Annotated in this window: 11 protein-coding genes, 2 rRNA genes and 1 pseudogene (1 of these 14 cut by a window edge); 7 read left to right on the forward strand and 7 right to left on the reverse strand. The window is 72.8% G+C overall.

Annotated elements, in window-relative coordinates:
* Nucleotides 1–33: 33 nt before the first annotated feature.
* A complete protein-coding gene (locus tag KSNIM_RS12750) occupies nt 34–1725 on the forward strand; it encodes a bifunctional 3'-5' exonuclease/DNA polymerase (protein WP_263103354.1) in 1692 nt (563 codons plus the stop codon).
* A 13-nt stretch (nt 1726–1738) separates the two neighbouring features.
* On the opposite strand, the gene KSNIM_RS12755 is transcribed toward KSNIM_RS12750, so the two are convergent.
* On the reverse strand, nt 1739–2125 hold the full coding sequence (locus tag KSNIM_RS12755; protein WP_263103355.1) for a PTS-dependent dihydroxyacetone kinase phosphotransferase subunit DhaM: 387 nt from the start codon (nt 2123–2125) through the stop codon (nt 1739–1741).
* Nucleotides 2126–2341: 216 nt separating this feature from the next.
* Here KSNIM_RS12755 and dhaK point away from each other — a divergent pair, with 216 nt between their 5' ends.
* Together dhaK and dhaL are read left to right on the forward strand one after the other, a co-directional pair.
* Nucleotides 2342–3337: a dihydroxyacetone kinase subunit DhaK gene (dhaK, locus tag KSNIM_RS12760; protein ID WP_263103356.1), complete on the forward strand. Its 996-nt coding sequence runs from the start codon at nt 2342–2344 to the stop codon at nt 3335–3337.
* Between the two features lie 48 nt (nt 3338–3385).
* Nucleotides 3386–4033, forward strand: coding sequence for a dihydroxyacetone kinase subunit DhaL (gene dhaL / locus KSNIM_RS12765; protein WP_263103357.1), 648 nt, complete (start codon nt 3386–3388; stop codon nt 4031–4033).
* Nucleotides 4034–4060: 27 nt separating this feature from the next.
* Here dhaL and KSNIM_RS12770 read toward each other — a convergent pair whose 3' ends face one another.
* Nucleotides 4061–5254, reverse strand: a complete 1194-nt coding sequence (locus tag KSNIM_RS12770; protein WP_263103358.1) for a PP2C family protein-serine/threonine phosphatase — start codon at nt 5252–5254, stop codon at nt 4061–4063.
* A gap of 248 nt (nt 5255–5502) precedes the next feature.
* On the opposite strand from KSNIM_RS12770, the gene KSNIM_RS12775 reads away from it, so the two are divergent.
* Together KSNIM_RS12775 and KSNIM_RS12780 are read left to right on the forward strand one after the other, a co-directional pair.
* The gene (locus tag KSNIM_RS12775; RefSeq protein WP_030266153.1) at nt 5503–5721 is read left to right on the forward strand and encodes a heavy-metal-associated domain-containing protein; all 219 of its coding nucleotides are present in this window, start codon (nt 5503–5505) and stop codon (nt 5719–5721) included.
* A gap of 61 nt (nt 5722–5782) precedes the next feature.
* Entirely contained in the window at nt 5783–8068 is a 2286-nt protein-coding gene (locus KSNIM_RS12780) for a heavy metal translocating P-type ATPase (protein WP_263103359.1), read from the forward strand.
* 61 nt (nt 8069–8129) lie between these two features.
* Here the strand turns inward: KSNIM_RS12780 and KSNIM_RS12785 are convergent, their stop codons facing one another.
* From KSNIM_RS12785 to KSNIM_RS12795, 3 genes are all read right to left on the reverse strand, one after another.
* A complete protein-coding gene (locus tag KSNIM_RS12785; RefSeq protein WP_263103360.1) occupies nt 8130–8849 on the reverse strand; it encodes an SDR family NAD(P)-dependent oxidoreductase in 720 nt (239 codons plus the stop codon).
* A 543-nt stretch (nt 8850–9392) separates the two neighbouring features.
* Complete coding sequence (locus tag KSNIM_RS12790) at nt 9393–10682, reverse strand: citrate synthase (protein WP_263103361.1); 1290 nt, start codon at nt 10680–10682, stop codon at nt 9393–9395.
* 224 nt (nt 10683–10906) lie between these two features.
* Complete coding sequence (locus KSNIM_RS12795) at nt 10907–13081, reverse strand: ATP-dependent RecD-like DNA helicase (protein ID WP_263107932.1); 2175 nt, start codon at nt 13079–13081, stop codon at nt 10907–10909.
* A 282-nt stretch (nt 13082–13363) separates the two neighbouring features.
* Between KSNIM_RS12795 and KSNIM_RS12800 the strand changes: the two are divergent.
* Nucleotides 13364–13829 (forward strand): annotated as a pseudogene (locus KSNIM_RS12800) (N-acetyltransferase family protein).
* 61 nt (nt 13830–13890) lie between these two features.
* Nucleotides 13891–14547 carry a class I SAM-dependent methyltransferase gene (locus KSNIM_RS12805; protein WP_263103362.1) on the forward strand — a complete coding sequence of 219 codons (657 nt, stop codon included), beginning with the start codon at nt 13891–13893 and terminating at the stop codon, nt 14545–14547.
* Nucleotides 14548–14613: 66 nt separating this feature from the next.
* Here the strand turns inward: KSNIM_RS12805 and rrf are convergent.
* Nucleotides 14614–14730 (reverse strand): 5S ribosomal RNA (gene rrf, locus KSNIM_RS12810).
* A 73-nt stretch (nt 14731–14803) separates the two neighbouring features.
* Nucleotides 14804–16000, reverse strand: a 23S ribosomal RNA gene (locus tag KSNIM_RS12815) (it continues 1909 nt past the right edge of the window).

A 16000-nucleotide genomic window follows, 5' to 3' on the forward strand; every position in this document is an offset into this window, starting at 1 on the left:
TGCGACGAGTACGAGCGAGGAAGGAGGCCGCCGATGGCCCCCCGGTACGCCCTGGTCCCCGACCAGCACGGCCCCGGCGGCCGGCTGCAGCCGCTCGCCGAGGACGGCACCCCGCTCGGCCCGCCGCAGCACGTCCCCGCCCTCGCCGCCGCCGTCGCGGAGCGCGAGGCCGCCGACCGCCCGCGCTGGGTGTTCGCCGCCACCGACAGCGCCTACGCGCCGCTGCTGCCCGTCCGCCTCGCCCGCAGCCACGACCTGCGGCTGGCCGAGCCGCTGCTGCTCGGCCAGGAGGGCCGCTTCGGCGAGCCCCGCTCGCTCGGCGCCGCCTGGGCCCGGCTGCGCCGGCTGCCCGTCCCCGCCGACCTGCCCGAGAGCACCGCCGAGGACGGGCAGGACGGCCTCTTCGCCCCCGACCGGCTGCAGCTGCCGCCCGGCACCGACGCGCTGGAAGCCGTCGTCGCCGTCCACGCGGAGCAGCTGCGCCGCACCGCCGCGATCGCCGATCCCGCCGAACGCCACCGCTTCCGTCTGCTGGCCGCCGCCGAGTCGGCGGGCGGCCTGCTCGCCGCGGAGATGGCCCGCGACGGCCTGCCCTGGCGCAGCGACCTGCACGACCTGCTGCTCACCGAACTGCTCGGCCCGCGCCCGCAGGTCCCCGGCGCCCCGCCGCGCCGGCTGGCCGAACTCGCCGCCGAGCTGCAGCAGGCGCTCGGCGGCCGCCCCTTCAACCCCGACTCGCACGGCCAGGTGCTTCGCGCCTTCGCCGACCGGGGCATCCAGCTCGGCTCCACCCGCAGCTGGGAGCTGCGCCGGGTCGATCACCCGGCCGCCGAGCTGATGATCCGTTACAAGGAGCTGTCCCGGCTGCACGCCGCCCACGGCTGGGCCTGGCAGGCGGCCTGGGCCCGCAACGGCCGCTTCCGCCCCGAGTACGTCGTCGGCGGGGTGGTCTCCGGCCGCTGGGCGACCCGCGGCGGCGGCGCCCTGCAGATCCCGCGGATCCTGCGCCGCGCCGTGGTCGCCGACCCGGGCTGGTCGCTGGTCGTCGCCGACGCCGCCCAGCTCGAACCGCGTGTCCTCGCCGCGCTCTCCGAGGACGCCGGCCTCGCCCGCACCGCCGCGCAGGGCGACCTGTACGAGGCGCTCGCCGCGACGGCCTTCCACGGCGACCGGTCGAAGGCCAAGCTCGGCCTGCTCGGCGCCATGTACGGGCAGACCAGCGGCGACGTCGGCCCGCTGCTGGCCACCCTGCGCCGCCGCTACCCCGCCGCGATGGGCTACGTGGAGGCCGCCGCCCGGACGGGCGAGGACGGCGGCGTCGTCCGCTCCAGGCTCGGTCGCGCCTGTCCGCCGCCGTCCGCGGACTGGCTGGACCTCACCGAGGCGCCCGAGACCGCTGGCGAGGCCGGCGGCCGCTCGGCCCGCGCCCGCGGCCGCTTCACCCGCAACTTCGTCATCCAGGCCAGCGCCGCGGACTGGGCGCTCGCCCTGCTCGCCGCGCTGCGCCGCCGGCTGTCCGGGCTGTCCTCCGGTGCGGACCGGCCGCACCTGGTGTTCTTCCAGCACGACGAGGTGGTGGTGCACACTCCGGCCGACCTCGCCGACCGGGTCGCCGAGGAGGTCGCCGGCGCGGCCGAGGAGGCCCGGGCGCTGGTCTTCGGCGACACCCCGGTCCGCTTCCCGATGAGCACCGCCGTGGTCGACTGCTACGCCGACGCCAAGTAGGCGTACCGGCCGGTCAGAGCTTGTGGTGACCGCGGGCCTCCTCGGCGGCGGCCACCACCTCGTCCAGTGGGGCGCCGGTGGAGGCGGTCACGGCCGCGGCCACGGCGCCCTCGACGAACGGCGCGTCCACCAGCACCGCGCCGGGCCGCTCCGCGAGCACCAGTCGGGCGGTCAGCACGGCGCTGCCCAGGTCGGCGAGGACGGCGACGCCGCCTCCGCCGTCCGCCTCGTCGAGCGCCCCGGCGACCTTCGCGTCGCTGGTGCCGAGCCCGCCGTCGGCGCTGCCCGCGGCGACCGCCACCCGTACCTCTCCGGCGCCGAGCTCGGCCAGCAGCTCGGCCAGCCCGGCGGCGAGCGCGGGACTGTGCGAGACCAGGACGACGCCCACCGATGCGGTCATGCCCGCACCTTAGGGCGCGTCCGGCTGTTCGCGCCGCAGCGGCGCGCGGTGCGGGGCGCCCGGCCGGGCGCGTTGCCGTGTCGGCCTCGTACCGGACGAGCCCCGGCCCGGCGCCGGCCGGCCGGGCAGGGGTGATCCGGCGTGTCGCAGCGCCCGGTCACCGGGGGTGCCGGGCGTAACGTCGGGCGCGGAGAGCCGCGCCCGAGGGAGTGCCGCGTGAAGAAGCTGATCAACAGTCCGGAGACGGTCGTGGCGGACGCCCTCGCCGGTCTCGCCGCCGCCCACCCCGAACTGGCGGTGGACGCCGCGGCCCGGGTGGTCCGCCGGGCCCGCCCGGGCGCGCCCGGCAAGACGGCCCTGGTCTCCGGCGGCGGCTCGGGCCACGAACCGCTGCACGTCGGCTTCGTCGGGCCGGGCATGCTGGACGCCGCCTGTCCGGGCGAGGTGTTCACCTCGCCCGTCCCCGACCAGGTGCTGGCCGCCGCGCGGGCCGTCGACACCGGCGGCGGGGTGCTGTTCGTGGTGAAGAACTACACCGGTGACGTGATGAACTTCGCCCTGGCCGCCGAGCTCGCCGCCGAGGAGGGCATCGAGGTGGCGACCGTCCTGGTCGACGACGACGTGGCCGTGCAGGACTCCACCTTCACCGCGGGCCGCCGCGGCACCGGCGCGACCCTGGTGGTGGAGAAGGCCGCCGGGGCCCTCGCCGAACTCGGCGCACCGCTCGCCGAGGTGGCAGCCCTCGGCCGGCGGGTCAACGCCGCCTCCCGCTCCTACGCGGTCGCGCTGACCGCGGCCACCGTGCCGGCCGTGGGACGGCCCGGGTTCGAGCTGCCGGAGGACGAGATCGAGGCCGGCGTCGGCATCCACGGCGAGCCGGGCCGCCGGCGCGAACCGCTGCGCCCGGCCCGGGAGCTGGCCGCCGAGGTGGTCGACACCGTCCTCGCCGACCACGGGCTCGCGCCGGGCGACGAGGTGATCGCCCTGGTCAACGGCATGGGTGCGACTCCGCTGCTGGAGCTGTACGTGGTCTTCGGCGAGGTGGCGGACCGGCTCGCGGACGCCGAGGTGCGGATCGCCCGCAGCCTGGTCGGCAACTACGTGACCAGCCTCGACATGGCGGGCTTCTCGCTGACCCTCACCCGGGCCGACGCCGAGCTGCTGCGGCTCTGGGACGCGCCGGTCGCCACGCCCGCCCTGACCTGGTGCTGACCCGGTCCAGACCCGGCCCCGCGCCCGGACGGCCGGAAGGAGAGCCGCATGGAGCTGGACACCGCCCGCACCGAGGCGTGGCTGCGGGCCGCGGCCGCCGCCGTGACCGCCCGGGAGGCCGAACTCACCGCCCTGGACACCGCGATCGGCGACGGCGACCACGGCAGCAATCTGCGCCGCGGCTTCACCGCCGTCCTCGCCGGCCTGGACGCCGAGAAGGCCGGGGGTACGGCGGCCGCAGACCGCTCCCCGGGCATCCTGCTCGCGGCAGCCGGCCGCACCCTGATCTCGACGGTCGGCGGCGCCTCGGGACCGCTCTACGGCAGCGCGCTGCGCGCTGCCGGCCGGGCGCTGCCGGGGGCGTCGGCCGGGCCGGACGAGGTGGCCGCGGCCCTGGGCGAGGCGCTCGGCGCGGTGCGCTCGCTCGGCGGTGCGCAGCCCGGCGACAAGACGATGGTGGACGCGTGGGCGCCGGCCGCCGCGACGTTCGCGGAGGCGGCGGGGCAGGGGCTGGCGGCGGCTTCGGCGGCGGCGGCCGCTGCGGCGGAGCAGGGGGCCCGGGCGACGCTGCCGCTGGTGGCGCGCAAGGGCCGTGCCTCGTACCTGGGGCCGCGCAGCGCGGGCCACCTCGACCCGGGGGCGGTGTCGACGGCGCTGCTGTTCGCCGCGCTGGCCGAAGCGTGCCGGGAACGGTGAACCGCTCGGGGGCCGTCCGTGCCGTGCCTACTGGCGGTGGTGGTGGGAGTGGTCGGCGGGCCGGCTGACCAGCATCAGCAGGGCGTCGTCACCGAGTTCGCCGCCGGTGTGCAGCAGCAGGTCGGCGTAGACCCGGCCGACCGCGGTCTCCAGTTCGGCGGCGGAACGGGCGGAGCCGCGGACGAGCGGGCCGACCCGTTCGGCGAGCGGGTAGAACTCGCCGGTGCGGTGGTGGCGGGCCTCGACCACGCCGTCGGTGCAGAGCACCAGCACGTCCTCGGGGCCGAAGGGCCGCCGGACGCTGGTGGGTTCACCGGTGGCGAGCGGGCCGAGGCCGAGCGGCACCCACGGGTCGGCGACCTCCAGCACCGCGACGGTGCCGTCCCCGCCGACCCGGATCGGCGGGACGTGGCCGAAGTGCAGCAGCTCCACCGTTCCGGGCGCGCCGAACTCGGCGAACAGGGCGGTGGTGAACTCGCCGTCCGGCACGTGCCGCTCGACGCTCGCCTCGATCCGGGCCGCGACCCTGCCCAGCTTCTCCTCGTCGTAGGCGGCCTCGCGGAAGGCACCGAGCACCACGGCGGCGGTCTGCACCGCGCCCAGGCCCTTGCCGCGGACGTCGCCGACCAGCAGCCGGGTGCCGTGCGGGGTGTCCAGCGCCGAGTAGAGGTCGCCGCCGATCCGGGCCTCGTCCGCGGCCGAGACGTAGCGCACGGCGAGACGCAGGGGTCCGACGGTGGGCCCGGGTCGGCGCAGCAGGGCGCGCTGGGCGGCCTCGGCGACGGAGCTGACGGCGGCGAAGGCGGCGGCCCGGCGCATGCGCAGTGCGGCGATGTACGCGCTGATCGCGGTGAGCGCGACGTAGCTGAGCATGGCGCCGATCAGGAAGCGGCCGTCGCTGAAGGTGGCGACCTGGTCGTAGTTGCTGAGCCACAGCAGCGAGAGGAAGCCGACGCCGCAGACCAGCAGGAGTTCGACGGGGGTGAGCAGCAGCGCGCAGATGGGCGGTACGACGACCATCAGCGGGGCGAGGTAGCGGTCCTGGCCGGTGAAGAAGTCGATCAGCGAGATGGCCAGGACGGCGAGCAGCGCCGGGGTGGCGCGGCGGCGGAAGGAGAGGTCCTGGAGGTCGGCGGCCAGGAGGGCGGACTTGCGGCGGGCCGGGGCCAGCCCGGTGGCGTCACGCGCGGCGGCGCGCTGGACTCGGCTGCTCCGGAACACACAACGAACATATCGGACACATCGCCACATCGCGCCGTCCGCGGCCGCCCGCCGACGGGGTGACACCCGCGCGCACCACGGATGTGCGGAGCGCGCCCGCACGGCCACCGCCCGCCGGGCCGGTGTACGTTCCGAGATCCACACCACAGCCGACCCGCCGCCCGATGGAATACCCCTGGGGGGTATGGTGTTGGCAGAGGAAGGCGCACGGCAGAAGGCCGCGCCCCCGATCCCGCCCGGAGGCACCGATGTCCAGCACCGTCACCTACACCGTCGCCGGGATGAGCTGCGGCCACTGCGAGAAGTCGGTGACCGCCGAGGTGTCCGGCATCGCCGGTGTCACCGAGGTCGCCGCCGACGCCAAGGCCGGCACGGTCACCGTCTCCTCGGCCGCGCCGCTGGACGACGAGCAGGTCCGCGCCGCCGTGGACGAGGCCGGCTACGAGCTCGTCGGCCGCACCGCCTGAGACCGCCGCGGGGGGCGCGGCTCGAGCCCGCGCCCCCGGTACGCTCGTCCGAGGAGATGAGATGAGCACGACCATGCACGCCACCGGGGACACCGCCCAGCAGCGCGTCGAGCTGTCGATCGGCGGGATGACCTGTGCCTCCTGCGCCGCCCGGATCGAGAAGAAGCTCAACCGGATGGACGGCGTCGAGGCCACCGTCAACTTCGCCACGGAGAAGGCCCGGGTGGACTTCACCACCGGCGTCACCGTCGACGACCTGATCGCCACCGTCGAGCGCACCGGCTACACCGCGGAGCTCCCACCGCCGCCCGTCCCCGAGCCGGCCGCCGCCGAGCCGGGGGGCGGACCCCCGGCCGGCGCGGACCGCGAGCCGGACCCGCTGCGCGAGCGGCTGCTGGTCAGCGCCGCGCTGACCGTGCCGGTGGTGCTGCTGTCGATGGTCCCCGCCCTGCAGTTCGACAACTGGCAGTGGCTGGCCTTCGCCCTCACCGGGCCGGTCGTCGTGTACGGCGGCCTGCCGTTCCACCGCGCCGCCTGGACCAACCTCCGGCACGGCGCCGCGACCATGGACACCCTGGTCTCGCTCGGCACCCTCGCCGCGTTCGGCTGGTCGGTGTGGGCGCTGTTCCTCGGTGACGCCGGCATGCCGGGCATGCGGCACGGCTTCACCCTCGCGGTCGGCACCGGCGACGCCTCCTCGACGCTCTACCTGGAGACCGCCGCCGCCGTCACCACCCTGATCCTGCTCGGGCGCTGGCTGGAGGCGAGGTCCAAGCGTCGGGCCGGCGCCGCCCTGCACGCCCTGCTGGACCTCGGCGCCAAGGACGTCGCCGTGCTGCGCGACGGCCGCGAGCAGCGCGTCCCGGTCGCGCAGCTGACCCCCGGCATGCACTTCGTGGTCCGCCCCGGCGAGAAGATCGCCACGGACGGCACGGTCGTCGAGGGCGCGTCCGCCGTCGACGCCTCCATGCTCACCGGCGAGTCCGTCCCGGTCGAGGTCTCGGTCGGCGACACCGTCACCGGCGCGACCGTCAACGCCGGCGGGCGCCTCGTCGTCGAGGCGACCCGGGTCGGCGCCGACACCCAGCTCGCCCGGATGGCCCGCCTCGTCGAGGAGGCGCAGAACGGCAAGGCCGCCGCCCAGCGCCTCGCCGACCGGATCTCCGCCGTCTTCGTGCCGATCGTCATCCTGATCGCCCTCGGCACCCTGGTCACCTGGCTGCTGCTCGACGCCGCCCCCACCGAGGCGTTCACCGCCGCGGTCGCCGTGCTGATCATCGCCTGCCCGTGCGCCCTCGGCCTCGCCACCCCGACCGCCCTCATGGTCGGCACCGGACGCGGCGCCCAGCTCGGCATCCTCATCAAGGGCCCCGAGGTGCTGGAGACCACCCGCCGGGTCGACACCGTCGTCCTCGACAAGACCGGCACCGTCACCACCGGCCGGATGTCCCTGGTCGCCGTGCACACCGCCGACGGCACCGACGAACGGCAGGCGCTGCGCCTCGCCGGCGCCGTCGAGCACGCCTCCGAGCACCCGGTCGCCGCCGCGATCGCCGCCGCCGCGGCCGAGCGCACCGGCGAGCTGCCGCCGGTCGACGCCTTCGCCAACATCCCCGGGCTCGGCGTGCAGGGCACCGTCGACGGCCGCACCGTGATCGCCGGCCGCGAGGCCCTGCTCACCGCCCGTTCGCTGCCGCTGCCGCCGGAGCTGGCCGCCGCCCGCGCCGGCGCCGAGCGGGCCGGCCGCACCGCCGTCGTGGTCGGCTGGGACGGCTCCGCCCGGGCCGTCCTGGAGATCGCCGACACGGTGAAGCCGACCAGCGCCGCCGCCGTCGCCGAGCTGCGCACGCTCGGCCTGCGCCCGGTGCTGCTCACCGGTGACAACCGGGCGGTCGCCGAGGCCGTCGCCGCCGAGGTCGGCATCCCCGCCGAGGACGTCCTGGCCGAGGTCCTCCCCGAGGACAAGGTCACCGCGGTGAAGCGCCTGCAGGCCGAGGGCCGCTCGGTCGCCATGGTCGGCGACGGTGTGAACGACGCCGCCGCACTCGCCCAGGCCGACCTCGGCCTCGCCATGGGCACCGGCACCGACGCCGCGATCGAGGCCGGCGACCTCACCCTGGTCCGCGGTGACCTCCGCGCGGCCGGCGACGCCATCCGACTCGCCCGCCGCACCCTCGGGACCATCAAGGGCAACCTGTTCTGGGCCTTCGCCTACAACGTCGCGGCGATCCCGCTCGCCGCGGCCGGGCTGCTCAACCCGGTCGTCGCCGGCGCCACGATGGCCTTCTCCTCGGTCTTCGTGGTCACCAACAGCCTGCGGCTGCGCCGCTTCGACGCCTCCGCCTGAACCGTCCGCGGCAGGCCGACGGCCCCGGGCGGAGATCCGCCCGGGGCCGTCGTGGTCGTGCTCAGCGGCCGAGCAGCTCGCCGCCGTTGCAGTGCAGGATCTCGCCGGTGATGAACCCGGCCTCCGGCGAGGCCAGGAAGTAGACCGCCGCGGCGACCTCGAACGGCTCGCCGATCCGGCCCAGCAGGGTGCGCGCCGCGCGGCGGGAGACCTCCGCCTCGTCCAGCCGCGGCCCGAAGAACTCGGTGCCGGAGACGGTACCCGGGGCGACGATGTTCGCGGTGATCCCGGACGGGCCCAGCTGGGCCGCCAGGAAGTTGTTCCAGGCGTGCAGCGAGGCCTTGGCCGCCCCGTACGAGCCGGCCCCGCGCAGCGCCGCGATGGAACTGACCGTCACCACCCGGCCCGAGCCCGGCGTCAGCCGCTCCCGGATCGACTCGGTGAGCAGCACCACCGTCAGCACGTTGCGCTCGAAGTCGCCGCGCCAGCGCGCCAGGACGGCGTGCGGGCCGGCCCCGATCACGGTCTCCCGGCTGCCCGCGTTGTTGACCAGGACGTCGACGGTCGCCGGCAGGGAGTCCAGGGCGTGCTCCACCGCGTCCGGGTCGGCGAGGTCGCAGACCAGGGTGGAGACGTTCTCGCCGAGCTCGGCGGCCGCCCGTTCGAGCACCGCGCGCCGGCGCCCGACGATCACCACGCGCTCCCCCGCCTTGGCGAACCGGCGGGCCACCTCGTACCCGATGCCGGTGCCGCCACCGGTGACGACGACGTTCCTGGTCATCTGCGCTCTCCCTCCCTGCCCCGACGCCGCCGCAGGCGTGTGCGGACGGTCCGTACCGGAATGGGACGATTCCTATCACGCTGGGTTGCGAAGACTGCGGGGAGGGTGACGCAGCGCGCCGGAAAGCGTGTGATAAGGGGACGGACCGCTCGGCTCGGCTCCGGCACCGCGCGCACACGGAGCGTGGAGAGAGGCAAGTCACACTCCGGGAACGTAACTCCCGGACCCCGGATACGTCATACCGTGTGTACTGCGGCAGTTTTCTCCGGCCCCGCGGCGGTGTGGCGAACGGCTTCACGCCTCCGTACCGGTCGGGCTGCCGCGAACGGGGCTCCGGCGGGCCCCGGTACCGCCGCCGACGCGCTCGGCGGCACAGCGCACGGCGCCGGGGTGCGAGGGCCGGGAACGCTTTGAGCGGCCGTTCCCGGCACGGTCGCACCCGGGTGCCGTGCGCCGGGTCTTCCCCGCGGCCCCGAGGGCCGGCGGAACGCCGAAGGGCCCGGCCGCCCCGAGGGGAGCGGCCGGGCCCTTCGCACGAACCGGTCAGCGGTCGCCGAGCTCCACGTAGTCGCGGATCGCGGTGCCGGTGTAGATCTGCCGCGGACGGCCGATGCGGCTGGTCGGGTCGTTGATCATCTCGTGCCAGTGGGCGATCCAGCCGGGCAGCCGGCCCAGCGCGAACAGCACGGTGAACATGCTGGTCGGGAAGCCCATGGCGCGGTAGATCAGGCCCGTGTAGAAGTCCACGTTCGGGTAGAGCTTGCGCGAGACGAAGAAGTCGTCGCTGAGCGCGTGCTCCTCCAGCTTCAGCGCGATGTCGAGCAGCTCGTCGCTCTTGCCGAGCTGGCCGAGCACCTCGTGCGCCAGGAGCTTGACCTGCGCGGCACGCGGGTCGAACGCCTTGTACACGCGGTGGCCGAAGCCCATCAGCTTGACGCCGTCCTCGCGGTTCTTCACCTTGCGGATGAACGCGTCGACGTCGCCGCCGTCCTTCTGGATGGCCTCCAGCATCTCCAGCACGGCCTGGTTGGCGCCGCCGTGCAGCGGGCCCCACAGCGCCGAGATGCCCGCCGAGATCGAGGCGAACAGGTTGGCGTGGCTGGAGCCGACCAGGCGCACCGTCGAGGTCGAGCAGTTCTGCTCGTGGTCCGCGTGCAGGATCAGCAGCTTGTCCAGCGCGTTCACCACGACCGGGTTGAGCTCGTAGTCCTCGGCGGGGACGGCGAACGTCATCCGCAGGAAGTTCTCGACGTAGCTCAGGTCGTTGCGCGGGTAGACGAACGGCTGGCCCATCGCCTTCTTGTAGGCGTAGGCGGCGATCGTCGGGAGCTTCGCCAGCAGACGCACCGTCGACAGGTGGCGCTGCGCCGCGTCGAACGGGTTGTGGCTCTCCGGGTAGAAGGTCGACAGCGCGCCGACCACCGACGACAGCATCGCCATCGGGTGGGCGTCCCGCGGGAAGCCCTGGTAAAAGCGCTTGACGTCCTCGTGCAGCAGGGTGTGCTGGGTGATCTCGGTGTTGAAGGCCGTCAGCTCCTCGGCCTTCGGCAGCTCACCGTTGATCAGCAGGTAAGCGGTCTCGATGAAGTTGCCGCGCTCGGCGAGCTGCTCGATCGGGTAACCGCGGTAACGCAGGATGCCGTTGTCGCCGTCCACGAAGGTGATCGCGGACTTGTAGGCGGCGGTGTTGCCGAAGCCGTTGTCCAGGGTGACCAGGCCGGTCTGCGGGAGCAGCTTCGAGATGTCGAAGCCGGCGTTGCCCGCAGTGCTCTCGACGACGGGGTACTCGTACTCGCCGTCCTGGTACCGCAGTACTACCGAGTTGTCGCTCACGTCTTCCTCACCGACGAAATGAATCCTCATCCGAGTGCCCTGACGTTCCTACGATCCCCCATCCGGAGGACAGCCGCGCACCCGGGGTGGGCCGAAAAGGGGCCCGCCATACAAAACCTGTCGCCGAAGCCGGTGTGAACCGGACAAGATCGGCACCAGACCAGGTTCCGCCCTAAATCTCTTCACGTCAAGACAACCCGGGACCGTACCGCACCCCCGGCGGATCATCCAATCGCCAGCCGATGATCGAGCGCAGAGTGCCGACGACCTGCACTGACGGCCCTCACCGCCTGCCCGATCGCCCTCCGTGACCCCACCAGTACAACCAGTCTCTTCGCCCTCGTCACAGCCGTGTAGAGAAGATTTCGCTGAAGCATCGACCATGCCGATGTAGTGACCGGAATCACCACCGCCGGATACTCGCTCCCCTGCGACCGGTGGATCGTCACCGCGTACGCGTGCGCCAGCTCGTCCAACTCGTCGAAGTCGTAGGGCACCTCCTCGTCCTCGTCGGTGCGCACCGTGAGCCGCTGCTCCTCCACGCTCAGTGAGACGACCACCCCCACCGTGCCGTTGAAGACGCCGTTCTCCCCCTTCTCGTAGTTGTTCCGGATCTGCGTCACCTTGTCCCCCACCCGGAACGTCCGCCCGCCGAACCGCCGCTCCGCCAACCCCTCCCGGGCCGGCGTCACCGCCGCCTGCAGCAGCGTGTTCAGGTTCCCCGCCCCCGCCGGACCGCGGTGCATCGGCGCCAGCACCTGCACGTCCCGCCGCGGATCCAGGCCGAACCGCTGCGGGATCCGCCGCGCCACCACGTCCACCGTCACCCCCGCCGCCCGCTCCGCGTCCTCCTCCGCGAACAGGAAGAAGTCCGGCAGCCCCTCCGTCACCGGCGGCAGCCCCTCGTTGATCCGGTGCGCGTTCGTCACCACCCCTGACTGCTGCGCCTGCCGGAAGATCCGCGTCAACCGCACCGACGGGATCGGGCTGCCCTCCGACAGCATGTCCCGCAGCACCTCGCCGGCCCCGACCGACGGCAACTGGTCCACGTCCCCCACGAACAGCAGGTGCGTCCCCGGCGCCACCGCCTTCACCAGCTTGTTCGCCAGGATCAGGTCCAGCATCGAGGCCTCGTCGACCACCACCAGGTCCGCGTCCAGCGGCCGGTCCCGGTCGTACGCCGCCTCCCCGCCCGGCCGCAGCTCCAGCAGCCGGTGCACCGTCGACGCCTCCGCCCCCGTCAGCTCCGCCAGTCGCTTCGCCGCCCGCCCGGTCGGCGCCGCCAGCACCACCTTCGCGCGCTTCGCCAGCGCCAGCTCCACCACCGACCGCACCGTGAACGACTTCCCGCAGCCCGGACCACCGGTCAGCACCGCCACCTTCCGGGTCAGCGCCAGCTTCACCGACTCCCGCTGCTCCTGTGCCAGTTCCGCCCCGGTCCGGCGCGCCAGCCAGCCCAGCGCCGCCTCCCAGTCCACCCCCGCGAACCCCGGCAGCCGGTCGCCCTCCGCGTTCAGCAGCCGCAGCAACTGGTTCGACAGCGACACCTCCGCCCGGTGGAACGGCACCAGGTACACCGCCGTGATCGGCTCGCCGCCCTCCCCCGGCACCCGCTCCCGGACCACCCCCTCCTCCGCCACCAGCTCGGACAGGCAGTCGATCACCAGGCCCACGTCCACCTGCAGCAGCTTCACCCCGTCCGCGATCAGCCGCTCCTCCGGCAGGTAACAGTTCCCCTGGTCGCTGCTCTGCGACAGCGCGTACTGCAGCCCCGCCTTCACCCGCTCCGGCGAGTCGTGCGGAATGCCCACCGCCTGCGCGATCCGGTCCGCCGTCAGGAAGCCGATCCCCCACACGTCCGCCGCCAGCCGGTACGGCTCGTTCTTGACCACCCCGATCGAGGAATCGCCGTACTTCTTGTAGATCCGCACCGCCAGCGACGTCGACACCCCGACGCCCTGCAGGAAGACCATCACCTCCTTGATGGCCTTCTGCTCCTCCCACGCCACCGCGATCATCTTCGTCCGCTTCGGCCCCAGCCCCGGCACCTCGATCAGCCGGGCCGGCTCGTTCTCGATGACCTCCAGCGTGTCCACCCCGAAGGCGTCCACGATCCGCTCCGCGAACCGCGGCCCGATGCCCTTGATCAGCCCCGACCCCAGGTACCGCCGGATGCCCTGCACCGTCGCCGGCAGCACCGTCGTGTAGTTCTCCACCGTGAACTGCCGTCCGTACTGCGGATGCGACCCCCACCGCCCGAACATCCGCAGCGACTCACCCGGCTGCGCCCCCAGCAGGGCCCCCACCACCGTGAGCAGGTCGTTCCCGCCGCGCCCGGTGTCCACCCTGGCCACCGTGTAGCCGGTCTCCTCGTTCGCGTACGTGATCCGCTCGAGCACGCCCTCGACCTGGGCGAGCTGCCGCGGGGCACCCGACGGGCCGGAGTTCTGCTGCCCGGCGTCCTGCCGCCCGGTCCGCTGCTGCTCCGTGGTCACGAGGCCCTCCCAGTACTGGCGACGCCCGCCGCCGGCGACCGTTGTGTCACGCACGGTACCTCCCGGCGCGGACAGCCGAGCAGGCCACCGGGTAGAACACCGCTCCCGGGGCACTTCCCCGGCCGTCGCACGACCCCGCACCACCCCGCCGGGTGACGGCCCGTCGGACCGGCGTAGGGTCGGTCCATGAGCGACCTCGTCATCCGGCCCGCGACCGAGGCCGACCTGCACGCCGTCGTCGCGATGCTGGCCGACGACCCGCTCGGTGCCACCCGCGAGTCCCCCGACGACCTCACCCCCTACCGCGAGGCCTTCGCCCGGATCGCCGCCGACCCGCACCAACACCTGGTCGTCGCCGAACGCCAAGGCCGCACCGTCGGCACCCTGCAGCTCACCGTCGTCCCCGGCCTCTCCCGCCGCGGCGCCACCCGGACGATCGTCGAGGGCGTCCGGGTCCATGCCGAGGAACGCGGCACCGGCCTCGGCACCACCCTGATCGAGTGGGCCGTCGAGCACTCCCGGGCACTGGGCGCCACCCTCGTCCAGCTGACCTCCGACGCCACCCGCACCGACGCCCACCGCTATCTACGAACGTCTCGGCTTCACCGCCTCCCACCTGGGCTTCAAACTCGCCCTGCGGCCGCAGGACTAGGCACCCGCAGGCGCCCGCCGCCAACGGCCCGGTTGTCGTACCCCCCTGGCAGACTCGACCGATGACCGACCCCCGAGCTCCGATCGCGGCCTACTGGGACGCGGCAGCCGACACCTTCGACGACGAGCCCGACCACGGCCTGCGGGACCCCGCCACCCGTGCCGCCTGGGCCGCTCACCTGGACGGGTGGCTCCCCGACCCGCCGGCCCACGTCCTCGACCTCGGCTGCGGCACCGGCTCGCTCTCCGAGCTGCTCGCCCGACAGGGCCACCACGTCACCGGCATCGACCTCGCCCCCGGCATGATCACCCGAGCCCGCTCCAAGCTGGCCGCCTCGGGTCTGGAAGCCACGTTCCTCGTCGGCGACGCCGGCAGACCGCCCGGACGGCCCGGCGGCTACGACGCCCTGCTCTCCCGGCACCTGGTGTGGACCCTCCCCGACCCGCCGGCCGCGCTGCGGCACTGGGTCACCCTGCTGCGGCCCGGTGGCACGCTGGTGCTCGTCGAGGGCCGCTGGCGCGAGGCGGGCGACACCTCCTCAATGTACGCACCCGAGGCCCATCCGCTCCCCTGGGCCGGCGGTGTGCCCGCCCGGGACCTCGCCGATGCCCTGAGCCCTCACGTCACCGAGCTTGCGGTGACCCCGCTCAGCGACGAGGCGACCCTCTGGGGCGGCCCGGTCTCCGACGAGCGGTACGCACTGGTCGCCCGAATCTGACCGTTCCGGCCCGGAAATGCGAGAAGCCCCGCCCGGTGTCCCCGGGCGGGGCTTCTCTGAAGAATTGTTCGGCGGCGTCCTACTCTCCCACAGGGTCCCCCCTGCAGTACCATCGGCGCTACGAGGCTTAGCTTCCGGGTTCGGAATGTAACCGGGCGTTTCCCTCGCGCTATGACCACCGAAACACTATGAAACTCTCCGACACAGACATGGCCTGTTCGTGGTTTCAGAACCAACACAGTGGACGCGAGCAACTGAGGACAAGCCCTCGGCCTATTAGTACCGGTCAACTCCACCCATTACTGGGCTTCCATATCCGGCCTATCAACCCAGTCGTCTACTGGGAGCCTTACCCTCTCAAGGAGGTGGGAGTGCTCATCTCGAAGCAGGCTTCCCGCTTAGATGCTTTCAGCGGTTATCCCTCCCGAACGTAGCCAACCAGCCATGCCCTTGGCAGGACAACTGGCACACCAGAGGTTCGTCCGTCCCGGTCCTCTCGTACTAGGGACAGCCCTTCTCAACACTCCTACGCGCACAGCGGATAGGGACCGAACTGTCTCACGACGTTCTAAACCCAGCTCGCGTACCGCTTTAATGGGCGAACAGCCCAACCCTTGGGACCTACTCCAGCCCCAGGATGCGACGAGCCGACATCGAGGTGCCAAACCATCCCGTCGATATGGACTCTTGGGGAAGATCAGCCTGTTATCCCCGGGGTACCTTTTATCCGTTGAGCGACGGCGCTTCCACAAGCCACCGCCGGATCACTAGTCCCTACTTTCGTACCTGCTCGACCCGTCAGTCTCACAGTCAAGCTCCCTTGTGCACTTACACTCAACACCTGATTGCCAACCAGGCTGAGGGAACCTTTGGGCGCCTCCGTTACCCTTTAGGAGGCAACCGCCCCAGTTAAACTACCCACCAGACACTGTCCCTGATCCGGATCACGGACCCAGGTTAGACATCCAGCACGACCAGAGTGGTATTTCAACGGCGACTCCACAACAACTGGCGTTGCTGCTTCACAGTCTCCCACCTATCCTACACAAGCCGAACCGAACACCAATATCAAGCTATAGTAAAGGTCCCGGGGTCTTTCCGTCCTGCTGCGCGAAACGAGCATCTTTACTCGTAATGCAATTTCACCGGGCCTGTGGTTGAGACAGTCGAGAAGTCGTTACGCCATTCGTGCAGGTCGGAACTTACCCGACAAGGAATTTCGCTACCTTAGGATGGTTATAGTTACCACCGCCGTTTACTGGCGCTTAAGTTCTCAGCTTCGCCCGACCGAAATCGGACTAACCGGTCCCCTTAACGTTCCAGCACCGGGCAGGCGTCAGTCCGTATACATCGCCTTACGGCTTCGCACGGACCTGTGTTTTTAGTAAACAGTCGCTTCTCGCTGGTCTCTGCGGCCACCCCCAGCTCAGACCGTAAAGGTCGTCACCAGGGC

The sequence above is a fragment of the Kitasatospora sp. DSM 101779 genome (genome assembly GCF_025655475.1).
In the GTDB taxonomy this organism is placed as follows: Bacteria; Actinomycetota; Actinomycetes; order Streptomycetales; family Streptomycetaceae; genus Kitasatospora.